Genomic DNA, 15,349 nt, shown 5'->3' on the forward strand with positions numbered 1-15,349 from the left:
CTTGTAGGCACAATTGATGAAGCTTTAGTCAATCGGGCGTTGAATAATTCGTTAAGTTTCAATGTGAAGCGTTGGTCGTCATGCGTAAAAAAGGTAAACTAATCCCATTATTGATTAAGGAAATTTTCACGATATGCGCCGCACTTCACAAGCTCTTATGGTTCAAGGCACCACATCCGATGCAGGTAAGAGTGTATTAGTGGCAGGGTTATGCCGCGTTTTAGCGCGCCAAGGGATAAAGGTTGCCCCGTTTAAACCGCAAAATATGGCATTAAACAGTGCGGTTACTGAAGATGGTGGGGAAATTGGGCGCGCTCAGGCGGTTCAAGCTCAAGCAGCGAATGTAACGGCTACCGTTGATATGAATCCGGTATTGATTAAGCCAAACTCTGATACGGGCGCACAAATAATTATCCAAGGCAAAGCCTACGCCAATATGGACGCAGTGGGTTTCCATGATTACAAACGCTTTGCCATGCCATATGTACTGGAGTCGTTCGAAAAACTCAGCAGCCAATTTGATTCCGTGGTTATTGAAGGTGCAGGTAGCCCAGCAGAGATTAACCTTAGAGCCAATGACATCGCCAACATGGGTTTCGCCGAAGAAGCAGATGTTCCTGTTATTATCGTCGCAGACATTGACCGAGGTGGTGTGTTTGCCCATCTTTATGGCACTTTGGCTTTATTGTCAGAAACTGAGCAACAGCGTGTGAAGGGCTTTGTTATTAATCGTTTTCGTGGTGACATATCATTGCTAGAACCCGGTTTAGATTGGCTAGAGGAAAAAACCGGTAAGCCTGTCATCGGCGTATTGCCTTTTTTGCATGGGCTGAATATCGAAGCGGAAGATGCGATAGATGCCTCGCATGATATTAAATCTAACACAAAGCTCAGTGTCGCCGTTCCTGTATTAACACGCATCAGCAATCACACCGACTTTGATGCACTTCGTTTGCATCCAGATATCGATTTTAGATATGTAGGCAAAGGTGAACGCTTAGATAACGCTGATTTGATTATATTGCCTGGGACGAAATCTGTTCGCGATGATCTTGCTTATCTTCGAGAGCAGGGCTGGGATAAAGATATCTACAAGCATTTGCGCTTTGGCGGCAAAGTGATGGGGATCTGCGGAGGTTATCAAATGCTTGGTAACACCATTGCGGATCCGAAAGGGATAGAAGGCTCAGCAGGAAGTAGTGATGGCTTGAATCTACTTCAGCTCGATACAGTATTGGAAACTGAGAAGCAGCTTACCAACGTTAGTGGAACTCTTACTCTGGAGGGGTGCTCTGCACCGTTTTCTGGTTACGAAATTCATGCAGGTCGTTCAACCGTTGGTGACAAGCAGCCTGTGAGCTTCGATGATAACCAGCTTGATGGTGCTATCAGCGGTGACAACCAAGTGCTTGGAACGTACGTGCACGGCTTTTTTGATTCACCAGAAGTGACTCAGTTGCTCGCCCATTGGGTGAATGGTGCGGATATTGAGTCGTTTGCGATCAACGACGAGAAAGAGTTTGCCATCGATAGAATCGCAGACGCGATCGAACAGCATCTTGACCTTGTAAAACTTTGGCCTGACCTTAAATTATCAGGGCAAAAAGATTAAGAGTTCTGAAGAGGAAACGCCGTTAATGCGCACTGTAATTACTTGGTTATTGGTTACACTGTCGCAGTTTGCAGTGGTTCAATTTGCAATAGCTAAACCGCTTACGGTATTTGCTGCAAGCTCTATGACTAATGCAGTCAATGAACTCTCTCAAACGTTTGAACGCGAATATGGCATTGAAGTTCGGGCAGTTTACGCCGGCTCATCTTCATTGGCTAGACAGATTCAAAGAGAGGCGCCAGCGGACGTATTCATTTCTGCTAACGTGCGCTGGGTTGATTATCTCGTGTCCCAAAAGGTGATAAGCGCTAGCGACATTCAACATATCGCCCAAAATAAGTTGGTTCTGATCACGAGTAAATCAAACAGTGAAGAAACGTCATTTGATATTTCAAAGCAAAGTGATTGGCAGCAATACCTTACTGATGAGCGACTAGCCATCGGACAGGTTAACGCCGTACCAGCGGGTATATACGCGAAACAAGCATTGGAATCGTTAGGGCTATGGCCAACAGTGCAAAGTCAATTGGCGCCAGTGAACAATGTAAGACAGGTGCTAGCATTGGTGGATAGGAAAGAGGCGCCTTTGGGTATTGTATACAGTTCAGACTTAATGGTTAGTGACGGTGTCACCAAGCTGGCTGACTTTCCAGACTCGAGTCACGACGCGATCGACTATCCTTTAGTGACGCTCAACCATGACAAGCAGACCAAGCAGTTTGCTGAGTTTGTCGCTTCAGAACAAGGGCAAACCATATTGAGACAACATGGGTTTATCACAGATAAGGAAGCAACTCTTTAATATGCTGACTGACTATGAAGTAGAAGCGATACAGCTCAGTGTGAAGGTGGCTGGTGTTGCCATTCTCTGGTTGATTCCAATCGGTGTCTTTTTCGCATGGCTACTAAGCAAAAAGCAGTTCGTTGGAAAAAGTATTCTAGACAGCGTGATTCATCTGCCTTTGGTATTGCCTCCGGTTGTTGTGGGCTATTTGCTTTTGGTTTCTATGGGGAAACAAGGGGTCATCGGCCAGTTTATCTATCAGCTAACAGGGGTCAGTTTTAGTTTTAGCTGGCGAGGTGCCGTATTGGCCTGCATTATTGTTGCGCTGCCCTTGATGGTTCGTTCCATCCGCCTGTCGATGGACAGTGTCGACCACAAGCTAGAGCAGGCCGCTAGAACGCTCGGTGCATCACCGAGAAAGGTGTTTTTTACTATCACACTACCGCTTGTTATTCCGGGCATTATTAGCGGTACTATGCTGTCGTTCGCGCGAAGTCTCGGTGAGTTTGGCGCAACAATCAGTTTTGTCTCCAATATTCCCGGTGAAACACAAACTATCCCGTTAGCCATGTACAGTTTTTTAGAAACGCCAGGCGCTGAAGACGCTGCGATGAGGCTGTGTATTATCTCTATTGTGATATCGCTAGCGTCGCTCTATTTCTCGGAATCGCTTAACCGCTGGGTCGCTCGCCGATTAGGAGTGACACAATGACAAGGTTAGATATCGATGTTAGAAAACAATTTGGTGAACAAGCATTTCATCTAAAAGCTTCATTGCCCTCGAGTGGTATCAGTGCGATCTTTGGGCGCTCTGGTGCGGGTAAAACCACGTTAATAAATCTTATTAGTGGGTTAGTCCAACCCGATTCCGGGCATATTCGCTTTAATGGTCGAACGATTTTTGACTCTAGCCAAGGTATTGATCTTGCGATAGAAAAGCGAGAAATCGGCTATGTGTTCCAAGACGCACGCTTGTTTCCGCATTTATCTGTAGAGCGAAACTTGCGTTACGGGGTCACGAAAAATGATACTGCGCATTTTGATGAAATCGTCGAACTGCTTGCGATTGAGCCGCTTTTGAATCGCTATCCGAGTTCGTTATCTGGCGGGGAGAAACAGCGAGTCGCTATCGGACGCGCGCTATTGAGCAAGCCTAAGGTGTTGCTCATGGATGAACCATTAGCATCACTGGATAACCCAAGAAAACGCGAATTAATGCCTTTTCTGGAGGCACTTTCGAGTCGCGTCGATATCCCAATTCTATACGTAACACATAGTCTCAATGAGATATTACGACTTGCTCAGCACCTAGTTATTATTGATGAGGGCAGTATTGTTGAGTCTGGTCTGATTGAGCAAGTGTGGGGCACAAAGATCATGCAATCGTGGCAATCGTTTTCAGATAAGAGTGCGCTGTTTAAAGGTGAAGTCATCGCTCAGAATGACACCTACGGTCTGACCAAAGTGGCGCTAACAAACGATCACTACTTGTGGGTGCAACGCACGGAAGCGGCCGTCGGCGAGGCGGTACGATTGCGAGTGAGAGCGAACGACGTATCTATCGCATTGAGCCGCGCTAAAAATACCTCCATTCGAAACATTTTGCCTTGTACCATCAAAACCATTGCTGAGGGTGGGAAAGGAACGCCAAGACAAAGCGTAGAAGTGGTGTTGTCGTTGTCAGGTCACTGTGAACTTGTTGCAACGGTTACCCAGTGGGCAGTGGATGACTTGCAATTGAGCGTCGGCCAATCGGTGTACGCACAAATTAAAGGCGTGAGTGTCGCGCAAAAAGACGTAGCACTTGAACCTCACCTATAAAAAAAGCCACATGGAAATGTGGCTTCTTCAGTTCCCTATGGCGATTACTTCACGAATACTTCTTTGAAGTCACGCTTTAGAATCGCGTCACGACGCGCTTTCTTGATTTGCTTAACCATGTCTTTGATGCAGTTTTGTAGCACTTTATCAAGAAGCTCAGCTTTGTAAGATTCTTTATCTTCATCGCTCATATCTGCTGGTAGTTCCATTGTTGTAAACTCTTCAAGCGCGCTTACACCCGCGAACGCTTGGCTAACCGAGATCAACGCGTGGAACTGCTCAAAGTTGTCTAGGATGTTTTGAGCGCTAGCTGGTAGTGAGTCCCATGCTTCACGAACTGCTTCTTCAGTCACTTCGTGAATCGATACTACCATGTTGTAAAGCTCTTCTGGCACCTCGTCAAATAGGATCACCTGCTTAAGCTCAGCGGATACCGTTTCTAGGTCTACGATTGGGGTTTCAGTATTTTGTGTGTCAGACATGCAGCTTTCTCTGTGTAACGTTTATCGATAATCCTGCGATTACCGTTCTAAAAGACAATAATAATCCAACTCATCAGACAATGCCCAGCCAAAACTTGGTTTTCGGCCTAAACAAGCTGTTATTATTGCGATTTTTGTGGGACTGTTTGAATAATGTCCTAATATGTGGTTTATATTAACAATACATCGGCGTAATACAAAGACAAGGATGCTTATGAAGTCCATAGAATCTTCGATGAAAATACTTCTCGTAGATGACGCTCAGTTGGAAAGAATGCAGTTGCAAATACGCCTCAAACAGTTGGGGCATGAGGTCGAAGTTGCAGCAAGTGGGAGAGAGGCTCTCGCGCTTTATCCAACGTTTGACCCTGAGTTGGTCCTCTTAGATATCTCAATGCCTGAAATGGACGGATTTGAAGTCGCTTCAGAGATACGTCAACGCTACGAAGCCGATTGGATCCCCATTATTTTCCTAAGTAGTCACGATGAACCGGAAATGATTGCTAAAGCGATCGATGCAGGTGGTGACGACTATCTTGTAAAACCCGTCAATAAGATCGTGCTGCAATCAAAATTGATTGCTATGCAGCGTATTGCTCACATGAGACGCGAGTTAAAACAAGCCAGTTCTCAGTTGGAAGAAGCGAATCGAGCGCTTCAGCATCAAGCAAATGAAGATGGTCTCACCAAACTGTTTAATCGCCGCTATATGGATCAAAAGTTGACTGAATTAATCCAATGGCATGGCCGACATCAAATGCCGCTTTCTGTGATCTTAATGGATGTTGACCATTTCAAAGCGTTTAACGACAACTACGGACATACCGAAGGCGACCAATGTTTAATTAATATTGCTCAATTTTTAGATGTTATGTTCATCCGTTCTGGCGAGTATGTCGGGCGGTATGGTGGAGAAGAGTTCGTAATACTGCTGAGTCGAAGTGATATAACCGAAGCAGAAGAAAACGCAGCAAGAGTAAAAGATGGCATTGTGTCGCTGAACATTCCCCACGAGTATTCTCAAACAGCAGACAGAGTGACGCTGTCACTCGGTGTGTATAGCACGATCCCAACAGGCACTGAATCGATTAATGAACTGTATGAAAGAGCCGACAAGCTGCTCTATCAAGCGAAGCGAAGTGGTCGAAATCGCTACGTATTGCAGTTAGAGAACGATATTATTAGTACGACGTCATAACACCTTTTATCCTATCATTGTAGTTAAAACAATGAGTAAGCAACGATACTTAATGCTCGACTAAGTTGCATTTTGACTACCCCTTATGACAAAGCGTTACTTTGGCGAGTGGCGCTTTTGTTATTCTTAAAATAAGACTAGCTTTTAACTAGTCTCTGGATAAGCCAGTAAATTGTGTTTTTAGTTGTCTGTTTATGAGGTTGTTTTGTTAAAAGTCTCAAAGAGCTTCGTGGCTGCCGCGGTACTTTGTCATTTCTCGGTCCAGGCTGACCCAGAATTTAGCGACATCTTTGAAGAGGACTTTGCTGCCGCAATCATTCTTACGGATAGTGAAGCTTTGACGTTAGGGTTTAAAGACTTTGATCCCAATAGCGTATTCAATATCGACAACGAAAATATTGGTTCTCAAGACGCACTCGACCGTCGCAAGAATATTGGTGTGTCAGCATTGCCTATTACCTTTGACCTCTCCGACGATAAGATGTTCAAACGACGAGCCGTGGTGCGCTTTTCTGCGCTTCAGATTGAGGATCAAATCATAGATGGTCCCGATACACATAGAAAATATGTTCTCGGTCTCTTTAGTGGTTATGAGCAAGAAATTAACTTTACACCAAACTGGACGTTTGCAACGGGTATGGGTATCCATCTTCAATACCTCAACAGCAACTATGACTTTAAATCGCCATTTTCTAAGCTATTTCAGCCTTTTATCGATGGAAAGCTCGTGAATACCACGGCTTGGGCGACATCAATTCAACCAAAAGTCGGATTTCATTACACCAAAGATAAAGATTGGGGCCAGGTGAAATATAAATCTAACTTTAACTACTTTTTTGGTTATGGTTGGGGGCAAGCAAATGATGGTGATGTTGGTACTCCGGAAGGATGGTACTGGTCTAATGAGGCGAAGCTCTTTTATGACGTGACCGACTGGGGGCGTTCGATTCAAACGGTTTATACCAGCTTACGAAGAGTCGATATCGGTGGTGATACATTAGGGATATTAGGATCAAGTCATTACTATGAAGGAACGGTGGGGTGGTTGTTAACACCGCCGTTTCACATTCCTATGGTCGACAATGTTGGGATTGGGCTCAGCGTTAATTACGGTAGCGACTTAAAAGGGGGAAGTATTGTACTGTTCTTTAATCAAGAATAATGTCTTTCTCAATCAAGCAGAATGACGCTATCGCGCACACTGTACTTGGTTACGGCCTTTCTCTTTGGCGCTGTAAAGCGCTTTATCTGCTTTTTTAAGTACGTCTTCAGGCTTACGAGTCGTTTTGCTGTCGCTGCGCCAATACTGACAGTGACACTCACTGTCGACTGATCATTTTTAGCTCCGCGCTTCTTCACGCCTTGTTTGTTATTCGCAGGGCGTTTGGATTCGTCTCGAATAACCATCTGATAGTCTTGGATTTGCTCGCGCAGCTCATCTAAATAAGGCTTACTATCTTTCGCCGTTTTACCCTTGAACAAGATGGTGAACTCCTCACCACCATAACGGTACACTTTCGCATTGCCGCCAACACTTGTCATGCGTGATGCGACAAGTTTTAGTACGTCGTCACCAGTATCATGGCCATAGGTATCATTAAAGGATTTAAAGTGGTCGACATCGAGCATAGCGATGGTGAACTTTCTACCCAAATGCTTCATGTCCATTTCAAGTGCGCGTCGACCTGGTATGTTCGTCAATCGGTCGTTGAAAGCCATTTGATGACTGGCGGAGATGACGTACATGATGATGAGTACACCAGATAGCGAAAACAGTGTGCTTGAAATGTAAGGGATATGGAAGAAGATGAAAGTGCCGCCTGCCATAAAAATTGAGGCGAAGACAGCTGCGTCGATAGGGCGATTGTAATTAAGTAGAAAGATCCCAGTGGCGCCGACAATGGCTACAGTAAAAAGCACTAAAACCAATGGTAGCCGGGAGATTTGTGGAAACGCCATCAACAAATCACTTTCAAACCCTAAAAAGCCACCGCCGGCAAAATGAGAAAGAATGAGCGCGGTCCAGCCAACGAAGCTCATGATCGTGATACTAAAGATCGCCATACCGCGACTGATCACGCCAGTATCAGAAAACAGGTACACAAGACAGCAAGAAACAGGTAGTAAAAGGCTTAGCAATGACAATTCGAGCAACGTCGTTCCTGAACTAAGCGGGCTTTGAAGTCGAACTTGAACGAGAGATAAGCAAGCAGCATCGATAACGCCACCATGGCCATTCGAGACTGCTTAAACGTGTGACTGAGGGCGATCGCTGTCCCAAATAGGATATAAGGAAGATTGGTGACAAAACCTGAGTTAGCTTGAGTAGCGTCAATGATGTGATTTACACCAACCAAAACAACAATCATCATCAGCACGGGCATGAAGAGACGAAATAGGTTTGAACTGGTAAAAGAGGTCGCCATTAAATAAGAACTCAGGTACTTCAATAGAGATTATTATACAGTGCTTTAGCATACGGTAATTTAATGTTTTGCCAAGTATTTTGTCATTTAGGAGGCCAAAACCTGATCCTTTCCCGCAATGTTTATAAAAATACACTTTGCAATTAAATGTTTAGAAATTCCATGCCATTAGAAACCTCAATAACCACAAGGGAATAGTGCGTTCAATTCGGCATTAGATCGACAACTTCGCGAGATTCAAGTTGACCCTAAAATGGAAAATGGCGAACATGAGGTTTTAAGATAACTGCCGTTAAGGAAAGCCTGTGGGACTGTTTTCAAAATTGTTTGGTGGCGGGAAATCGCCAGAGCCAAAGCAAGTCGAACCTGTTGAGTACAAAGGGTTCCTCATTTACCAAGAAGCCATTGCAGAAAATGGCCAATATCGTATCGCTGGTCGAATCACCAAGACATTTGACGACGAAGTGAAAGAGCATCGATTCATTCGCTCTGATGTACTTGGAACTGAGGGGGACGCCAACGAGCTGATGCTCAAGAAAGCGCAAATGTTCATAGATCAAATGGGTGACACGATTTTTTAACATCCCTTTTTGATGCATTTTTGTTCTGGAAAGACCAGTTTCAGTTGATTGATTTAATTGACGTTGGTCATCTGTTTGCAGCAAATATTGTCATAATATGACCTACTTACACGAAAATTTCCCAAGCATAGGTAATATTGCACTGGTATGACCTCCAAATTGGGGTTTTCGTGTGGTTTTTTTACTAGATTAGTTTGTTTAAAAGTCATTACTTTCCGTTATATGTAATGAAATTATGTATTTCAGTTACAAATAGCTTGATGTTACGAACTCAGTTGGTTAAAAAAGAACAATACTTCTGCCAATAGTTAAGGAATAGCTATGCAAATTGGTGTGCCAAAAGAAACTCTCGCGGGAGAAACGCGAGTCGCTGCAACGCCGAAATCGGTCGAGCAGCTGTTAAAGCTGGGGTTTGATGTCTCAGTGGAATCGCAAGCGGGTGTGCTTGCAAGCTTCGATGACGCGGCTTATGAAGCTGCTGGAGCAACGATTATCTCTTCACAAGAAGTGTGGCAGTCAGACTTAGTTCTGAAAGTAAATGCGCCAAACGATGAAGAAATTGAATCACTTAAAGAAGGCGCGAGCCTGATTAGCTTTGTCTGGCCAGCTCAAAATCCAGAGTTAATGGAAAAGCTTTCTAGCAAAAACATTAACGTCATGGCGATGGACGCGGTTCCGCGTATTTCTCGTGCTCAAGCTCTTGATGCACTGAGTTCCATGGCGAACATTGCAGGTTATCGTGCCGTTGTTGAAGCAGCACATGAATTTGGCCGATTCTTCACAGGTCAAATTACGGCGGCGGGTAAAGTACCACCTGCGAAAGTATTTGTGGCAGGTGCCGGCGTTGCGGGTCTTGCAGCAATTGGTGCAGCGGGTAGCTTAGGTGCGATTGTTCGTGCGTTTGACGTTCGCCCAGAAGTAAAAGAGCAAGTTGAATCAATGGGTGCTGACTTCCTAGAAGTTGACTACCAAGAAAATACCGGCTCTGGCGATGGTTACGCCAAAGAGATGTCTGATGACTTCAATAAAAAAGCGGCTGAGCTTTATATGGAGCAAGCGAAAGACGTCGATATCATCATCACTACGGCACTTATTCCTGGCCGTCCAGCTCCAAAACTTGTTACGAAAGAAATGGTTGACGCCATGAAGCCAGGTAGCGTTATTGTTGACCTTGCTGCAGCAAACGGCGGTAACTGTGAATACACAGTGGCAGATCAAGTGATTACCACTGAAAATGGCGTAAAAGTGATCGGCTACACAGACATGGTGGGTCGTCTTCCAACTCAGTCTTCTCAGCTTTATGCGACAAACCTTGTTAACCTTCTAAAACTGCTTTGCAAAGAGAAAGATGGCAATATCGACATCAACTTTGAAGACGTCGTTCTTCGTGGTGTCACTGTCGTTAAAGAAGGTGAGGTCACATGGCCAGCGCCACCGATTCAAGTTTCAGCGCAACCAGAGGCGCCAAAAGCGGAAGCACCAAAACCTGCTGAAAAAGTAGAAGAACCAACGTCTCCTGTTAAAAAACTGGCTGGCCTTGTTGCAGCAGTAGGTGTGTTTGGTTGGGTTGCCTCTGTTGCTCCAGCAGCATTCTTATCTCACTTTACTGTTTTTGTACTGGCTTGTGTGGTCGGTTACTACGTTGTATGGAACGTAACTCACGCTCTTCATACTCCGCTTATGTCAGTGACAAATGCGATCTCAGGCATCATTGTTGTTGGTGCACTTCTGCAGATTGGTCAAGGTAATGGCGTTGTTTCTTTCTTGGCGTTTATTGCTGTATTGATTGCCAGTATCAACATCTTCGGTGGTTTCACCGTCACCAAGCGCATGCTTGAAATGTTCCGTAAAGATAAATAAGGAGTCACAATGTCTGCAGGATTAGTACAAGCAGCTTACATTGTAGCTGCACTATTTTTTATCATGAGTTTGGCGGGACTGTCTAAGCAAGAGTCAGCTCGTAACGGTAACTACTATGGTATCGCGGGTATGACGATCGCACTGATTGCGACCATCTTCAGCCCAGATGCTCAAGGCTTTGCCTGGATCATTGTCGCAATGGTTATCGGCGCAGCGATTGGTATTTTCTACGCTAAAAAAGTAGAAATGACTGAAATGCCAGAATTGGTTGCGATTCTCCACAGCTTTGTAGGTTTGGCAGCGGTACTTGTTGGTTACAACAGCTATATCGATCCACCGGCGATCCCAAATATTGAAACATTGGCAGAAGCTGAAGTTCACGCTCACCACGTTATTCACCTAGTGGAAGTGTTCTTAGGTGTGTTCATCGGTGCAGTGACCTTCACGGGTTCTATTGTTGCGTTCGGAAAACTACGCGGTGTCATTTCATCGTCGCCACTCAGTATTCCTCACAAACATAAGTGGAACCTAGCAGCTGTCGTTGTTTCAACACTACTCATGATCTACTTCGTGAAGGCTGATGGCAGCATGTTCGCGCTATTAGTAATGACAGCGATTGCTCTTGTGTTTGGTTACCACTTGGTCGCTTCTATCGGTGGTGCGGATATGCCAGTTGTGGTTTCAATGCTGAACTCGTACTCAGGTTGGGCAGCAGCAGCGGCAGGTTTCATGTTGTCGAATGACCTTCTCATTGTAACAGGTGCTTTGGTCGGTTCGTCTGGTGCGATCCTTTCTTACATCATGTGTAAAGCAATGAACCGCTCGTTCATCAGTGTTATTGCTGGCGGATTTGGTCAAGAAGTTGTCATTTCTAGTGATGAAGAACAGGGCGAACACCGCGAGACGTCTGCAGAAGAAGTTGCTGAGATGCTGAAGAACAGCAAATCGGTAATTATCACTCCTGGATACGGTATGGCGGTAGCACAAGCTCAATACCCAGTTCATGAAATCACTGAAAAACTACGCGCACAAGGCGTTGAAGTTCGCTTCGGTATTCACCCAGTAGCGGGTCGTCTACCAGGTCACATGAACGTACTACTAGCAGAAGCGAAAGTACCGTATGACATCGTTCTTGAAATGGACGAGCTAAATGATGACTTCGGCGACACTGATACGGTTCTTGTAATCGGTGCGAACGATACGGTTAACCCTGCGGCACTTGAAGATCCAAACAGCCCAATTGCTGGTATGCCAGTACTGGAAGTTTGGAATGCGCAAAACGTTATCGTGTTTAAACGCTCGATGAACACCGGTTATGCAGGCGTTCAAAACCCACTGTTCTTTAAAGAAAATACGTCAATGCTATTTGGCGATGCGAAAGACAGTGTCGATGCAATTTCAAAAGCGCTGTAAGACGCACTCAGTCATTACAAGCTCTTAACTCTTTAAAGCCAGCAATTGCTGGCTTTTTTTGTACATATTGACATCAACAAACAGTGAATTAACAAAATAATTGCGTGCAACTAGCTTTCTTCTTGCCGATAATGTGTAAAAATCCATGCCAATAAACGATCTACAAGACGCGTCTTTTGAAGAACTTACTTTACACCTTATTGCTGTCTCTGCCTCTTAGCTATTCCCACACGGTAATGGCTGAGTCTTTGCCTGAACGAATCGATAAGTTCGTAGAGTTTTTCGATTATGAACAAGCGACTGCCTCTTACGATGTGCGAGTCATTCAAGCCGATTACCCGACGCAGCTACTGACGCCGGTATCCATGTTGCCGCAAACGACTAAGTATCCGCTTAAGGAGATACAGCAGTTATATCGCTTAGCAGAAAACTGCAGCGGTACTTTGCCACTCAGCCCATTAATCACTGAGCCTTTGGTCTATACTCGGGCAATGTGTGGCGGGCGTCAGCTTTCAACTAAGTGGTTTGCTCGAAGTGGTTTGATTCACCCGGGCGGAGGGACTTATGCCGCGCGATATATCATCAAGTATCCGGATAAAAAAGACGCGCTGCAAAAGTACATGCACATTAAAGAGCGTGAACTAGCACCTCCTGGCTCTTTGTTAGGGCGCCTACAAATTATGGATGAAGCGACAGTGATTTCACTGATCCGTGGCTCATCTATGTTTGTCGAGAACTCCGAACTTTGGCTAAGGCGAGGGGATAGTTACTACTTGTTCGACTCTGCTATCTGGCGCGAGAATGCCAAGCAAGCGGGATTGAACTTTAAATTAGCTTCACAGACGAACACGTGTTTCGTACAACGAGGCAATTTGTGTTGGGAAGTAGAAGATCATTCTGATGTGTTAAGAATCAGCATGATCGTACTGATCATTGCCAATATCTTGTTGGTCATCGGTTGGTCCATCTATCGCTGGAACTCCAAACGACAAGAGATGAAAAGTCGTATGTTGGTTCTGCAAATATTGACTCACGAGCTACGAACTCCGATCGCAAGCTTGTCTTTGACGGTGGAAGGTTTTCGTCGAGAATTTGAGCACTTACCAGAAACTGTATATGATGAATTTCGACGCCTGTGTGAAGACACTCGTCGACTGCGACAATTGGCGGAAGCCAGTAAAGACTATTTGCAGTCAGACAATAAGCCGTTAGCGACTGAATGGCTGCCTTCTGTACAAGATTGGCTAAGCTATAAAGCAGAAGAAGAGTTTGAAGCTGACGTAAAATTGACTATCAATCAAGATGTAGCCGCTAAAATTAACATCTATTGGCTTGGAACCTGTATCGACAACTTGATTCGCAACGCAATCAAATATGGTGTTGCACCTGTGAGCGTCAATGTCGTGACGTCATCGAACTCACTCAAAATTGAAGTGATAGACAACGGACAATTAACGGCTAGGGACTGGCGAGAGCTTCGTAAGCCATTTGTAAGTAAGGCCGGTTTAGGGCTGGGGCTTACAATAGTAGAATCCATGGTTGGTCGAATGGGCGGTAAAATGTCCCTAGTTGGCCCACCAACAACTTTTATATTGGAGATACCTTGTGAAACAGACACTGCTACTTGTTGAAGACGACAAGAATCTAGCTGATGGCCTATTGGTAAGTTTGGAACTAGCGGGTTATAACGTCCTGCACGCCGAGCTTATTTCTCAGGTCGAACAGTATTGGGAACAAGCAGACTTGGTAATTCTCGACAGACAACTTCCTGATGGTGACTCTGTAGAACACCTAGCGGGTTGGAAGCAAACCAAAGATGTTCCAGTTATTTTGCTCACTGCATTGGTGACCGTTAAAGATAAAGTCACCGGTCTTGATGCGGGTGCAAACGACTACCTAACAAAACCATTTGCGGAAGCAGAGCTATTTGCACGTATTCGTGCTCAGCTTCGTGCACCGGAAGCGGATGCTGAAGATGCATCAAAAGTAGTAACCGAAAGCCTTGTCATTGATAAAGCGACGCGTGAAGTGAACTACAAAGGTGATTTTATTACGCTAACACGTACAGAGTTTGACCTACTGTTATTCTTAGCGAGCAACTTAGGTCGTGTGTTTACTCGTGATGAACTGCTTGACCACGTATGGGGTTATAACCACTTCCCAACAACTCGTACCGTTGATACACACGTACTTCAACTTCGTCAAAAGCTTCCGGGTTTGGAAATTGAAACACTTCGCGGTGTTGGCTACAAAATGAAGGGCTAATGGTTAACGCACGTAAACTTGCAATCATAGCGTTACTGTCGGCATCAACATCTGTTGGTGCCGATTGGTTTGAGGGTACCTCAACCATTTCTCAAGCGCATAAGCATTTACTCAATAATGATCTGGAATCGATGTTCCAATCGTTGGTTGAAGAGTGGCAACAGCAGCCAAGTAAAAGCATAAGATCGCATATCAATAAGCTGTTTCTACAATCACTTAGTGTCGATTGTGGTAAAGGCTATTCATCGCAGGCGTTACCTGATTGGGTAGAAAATGTTGTCGTCAAGCAGCAAACGATCCAAAGTCCAGGTCGAGACACATATTTATCAACGATTGAACTGGACTCAAATAAAGTCGTTTCGGAAATCAGCCTTAAGCGTTGGGTTGATAAACGAGTATCAAACGACAGTGAGTTTTATATAAATGGAAGCAGTGACAGCGTCACTGATGTCACCACATACGGTATTCGCTATAATCTCGCATCGCCACTAGAAGTCGGTTTATACCGTTTAGATGTTTCATTAGTGAACGGCGAAAGCTGGAGCCAATGGCTAATATTGACGAATCAGCGTTAAAGCAAACGGTCAGGTGGGCATCAAAAGATAAGTGGCAGGTAGAAAAGAACGCGCTTCTCAACCCATATTGCCCCTTGCCAAAACTTGAAGTGGGACTGTTTGATTACATCGATGGAAAATATACTCAGGTCTGGGGGCAGGAATATGAATCAGATTATCCAACCACACTAGATACCAAAGGTATTGCACCCGACCGATATGTGCTAGCTGTGTCTATGAAGCAAAGTCGCTGGCAAGGGCCAATTCGATTTGAGCGCGCGCAGATCATAAACAAGACTTTTGATGTATCTGCAGACGAGTAGCACATTTTCACTTATTTTCTAGCTAACTCG

Annotated in this window: 12 protein-coding genes and 2 pseudogenes; 12 read left to right on the forward strand and 2 right to left on the reverse strand. The window is 44.8% G+C overall.

The features are described 5' to 3' along the window. Positions 1 to 133 precede the first annotated feature (133 nt). From TZ48_RS01930 to modC, 4 genes are read left to right on the forward strand one after another with little or no spacing between them, the layout of a single operon-like run. Positions 134 to 1,612: a cobyric acid synthase gene (locus tag TZ48_RS01930; RefSeq protein ID WP_239670657.1), complete on the forward strand. Its 1,479-nt coding sequence runs from the start codon at positions 134 to 136 to the stop codon at positions 1,610 to 1,612. 25 nt (positions 1,613 to 1,637) lie between these two features. Next, complete coding sequence (gene modA / locus TZ48_RS01935; protein ID WP_112478052.1) at positions 1,638 to 2,414, forward strand: molybdate ABC transporter substrate-binding protein; 777 nt, start codon at positions 1,638 to 1,640, stop codon at positions 2,412 to 2,414. A gap of 1 nt (position 2,415) precedes the next feature. Continuing rightward, positions 2,416 to 3,108 (forward strand): molybdate ABC transporter permease subunit, encoded by a 693-nt coding sequence (modB, locus tag TZ48_RS01940; RefSeq protein ID WP_112478053.1) that lies wholly within the window; start codon positions 2,416 to 2,418, stop codon positions 3,106 to 3,108. Continuing rightward, positions 3,105 to 4,217 carry a molybdenum ABC transporter ATP-binding protein ModC gene (gene modC / locus TZ48_RS01945; RefSeq protein ID WP_112478054.1) on the forward strand — a complete coding sequence of 371 codons (1,113 nt, stop codon included), beginning with the start codon at positions 3,105 to 3,107 and terminating at the stop codon, positions 4,215 to 4,217. The genes modB and modC overlap by 4 nt, the downstream gene beginning before the upstream one ends. Before the next feature lie 44 nt (positions 4,218 to 4,261). Here modC and TZ48_RS01950 read toward each other — a convergent pair whose 3' ends face one another. Further along, complete coding sequence (locus TZ48_RS01950) at positions 4,262 to 4,699, reverse strand: DUF3069 domain-containing protein (protein WP_042495892.1); 438 nt, start codon at positions 4,697 to 4,699, stop codon at positions 4,262 to 4,264. Positions 4,700 to 4,934: 235 nt separating this feature from the next. On the opposite strand from TZ48_RS01950, the gene TZ48_RS01955 reads away from it, so the two are divergent. Continuing rightward, entirely contained in the window at positions 4,935 to 5,897 is a 963-nt protein-coding gene (locus TZ48_RS01955; protein ID WP_112478055.1) for a GGDEF domain-containing protein, read from the forward strand. Positions 5,898 to 6,102: 205 nt separating this feature from the next. After that, positions 6,103 to 7,059 (forward strand): Solitary outer membrane autotransporter beta-barrel domain, encoded by a 957-nt coding sequence (locus TZ48_RS01960; RefSeq protein WP_112478056.1) that lies wholly within the window; start codon positions 6,103 to 6,105, stop codon positions 7,057 to 7,059. A gap of 27 nt (positions 7,060 to 7,086) precedes the next feature. On the opposite strand, the pseudogene TZ48_RS01965 reads toward TZ48_RS01960, so the two are convergent. After that, positions 7,087 to 8,323, reverse strand: a pseudogene (locus tag TZ48_RS01965) (GGDEF domain-containing protein). Positions 8,324 to 8,628: 305 nt separating this feature from the next. Here TZ48_RS01965 and TZ48_RS01970 point away from each other — a divergent pair. The 6 genes and pseudogenes from TZ48_RS01970 (at position 8,629) to TZ48_RS01995 (ending at position 15,319) form a co-directional block, all read left to right on the forward strand. After that, complete coding sequence (locus tag TZ48_RS01970; protein ID WP_112478057.1) at positions 8,629 to 8,904, forward strand: HlyU family transcriptional regulator; 276 nt, start codon at positions 8,629 to 8,631, stop codon at positions 8,902 to 8,904. A gap of 321 nt (positions 8,905 to 9,225) precedes the next feature. After that, positions 9,226 to 10,764, forward strand: a complete 1,539-nt coding sequence (locus tag TZ48_RS01975) for a Re/Si-specific NAD(P)(+) transhydrogenase subunit alpha (RefSeq protein ID WP_112478058.1) — start codon at positions 9,226 to 9,228, stop codon at positions 10,762 to 10,764. Positions 10,765 to 10,773: 9 nt separating this feature from the next. Then, positions 10,774 to 12,177 carry a Re/Si-specific NAD(P)(+) transhydrogenase subunit beta gene (gene pntB / locus TZ48_RS01980; protein ID WP_112478059.1) on the forward strand — a complete coding sequence of 468 codons (1,404 nt, stop codon included), beginning with the start codon at positions 10,774 to 10,776 and terminating at the stop codon, positions 12,175 to 12,177. Positions 12,178 to 12,413: 236 nt separating this feature from the next. After that, positions 12,414 to 13,808, forward strand: coding sequence for a sensor histidine kinase VxrA (vxrA, locus tag TZ48_RS01985; protein ID WP_239670660.1), 1,395 nt, complete (start codon positions 12,414 to 12,416; stop codon positions 13,806 to 13,808). Then, positions 13,783 to 14,442, forward strand: coding sequence for a response regulator transcription factor VxrB (gene vxrB / locus TZ48_RS01990; RefSeq protein ID WP_112478061.1), 660 nt, complete (start codon positions 13,783 to 13,785; stop codon positions 14,440 to 14,442). Before vxrA ends, vxrB begins: the two co-directional genes overlap by 26 nt. Continuing rightward, positions 14,442 to 15,319: pseudogene (locus tag TZ48_RS01995) on the forward strand (DUF2861 family protein). Before vxrB ends, TZ48_RS01995 begins: the two are co-directional and overlap by 1 nt. Positions 15,320 to 15,349: the final 30 nt, after the last annotated feature.

This window comes from Vibrio variabilis (assembly GCF_003263785.1).
Taxonomy (GTDB): domain Bacteria; phylum Pseudomonadota; class Gammaproteobacteria; order Enterobacterales; family Vibrionaceae; genus Vibrio; species Vibrio variabilis.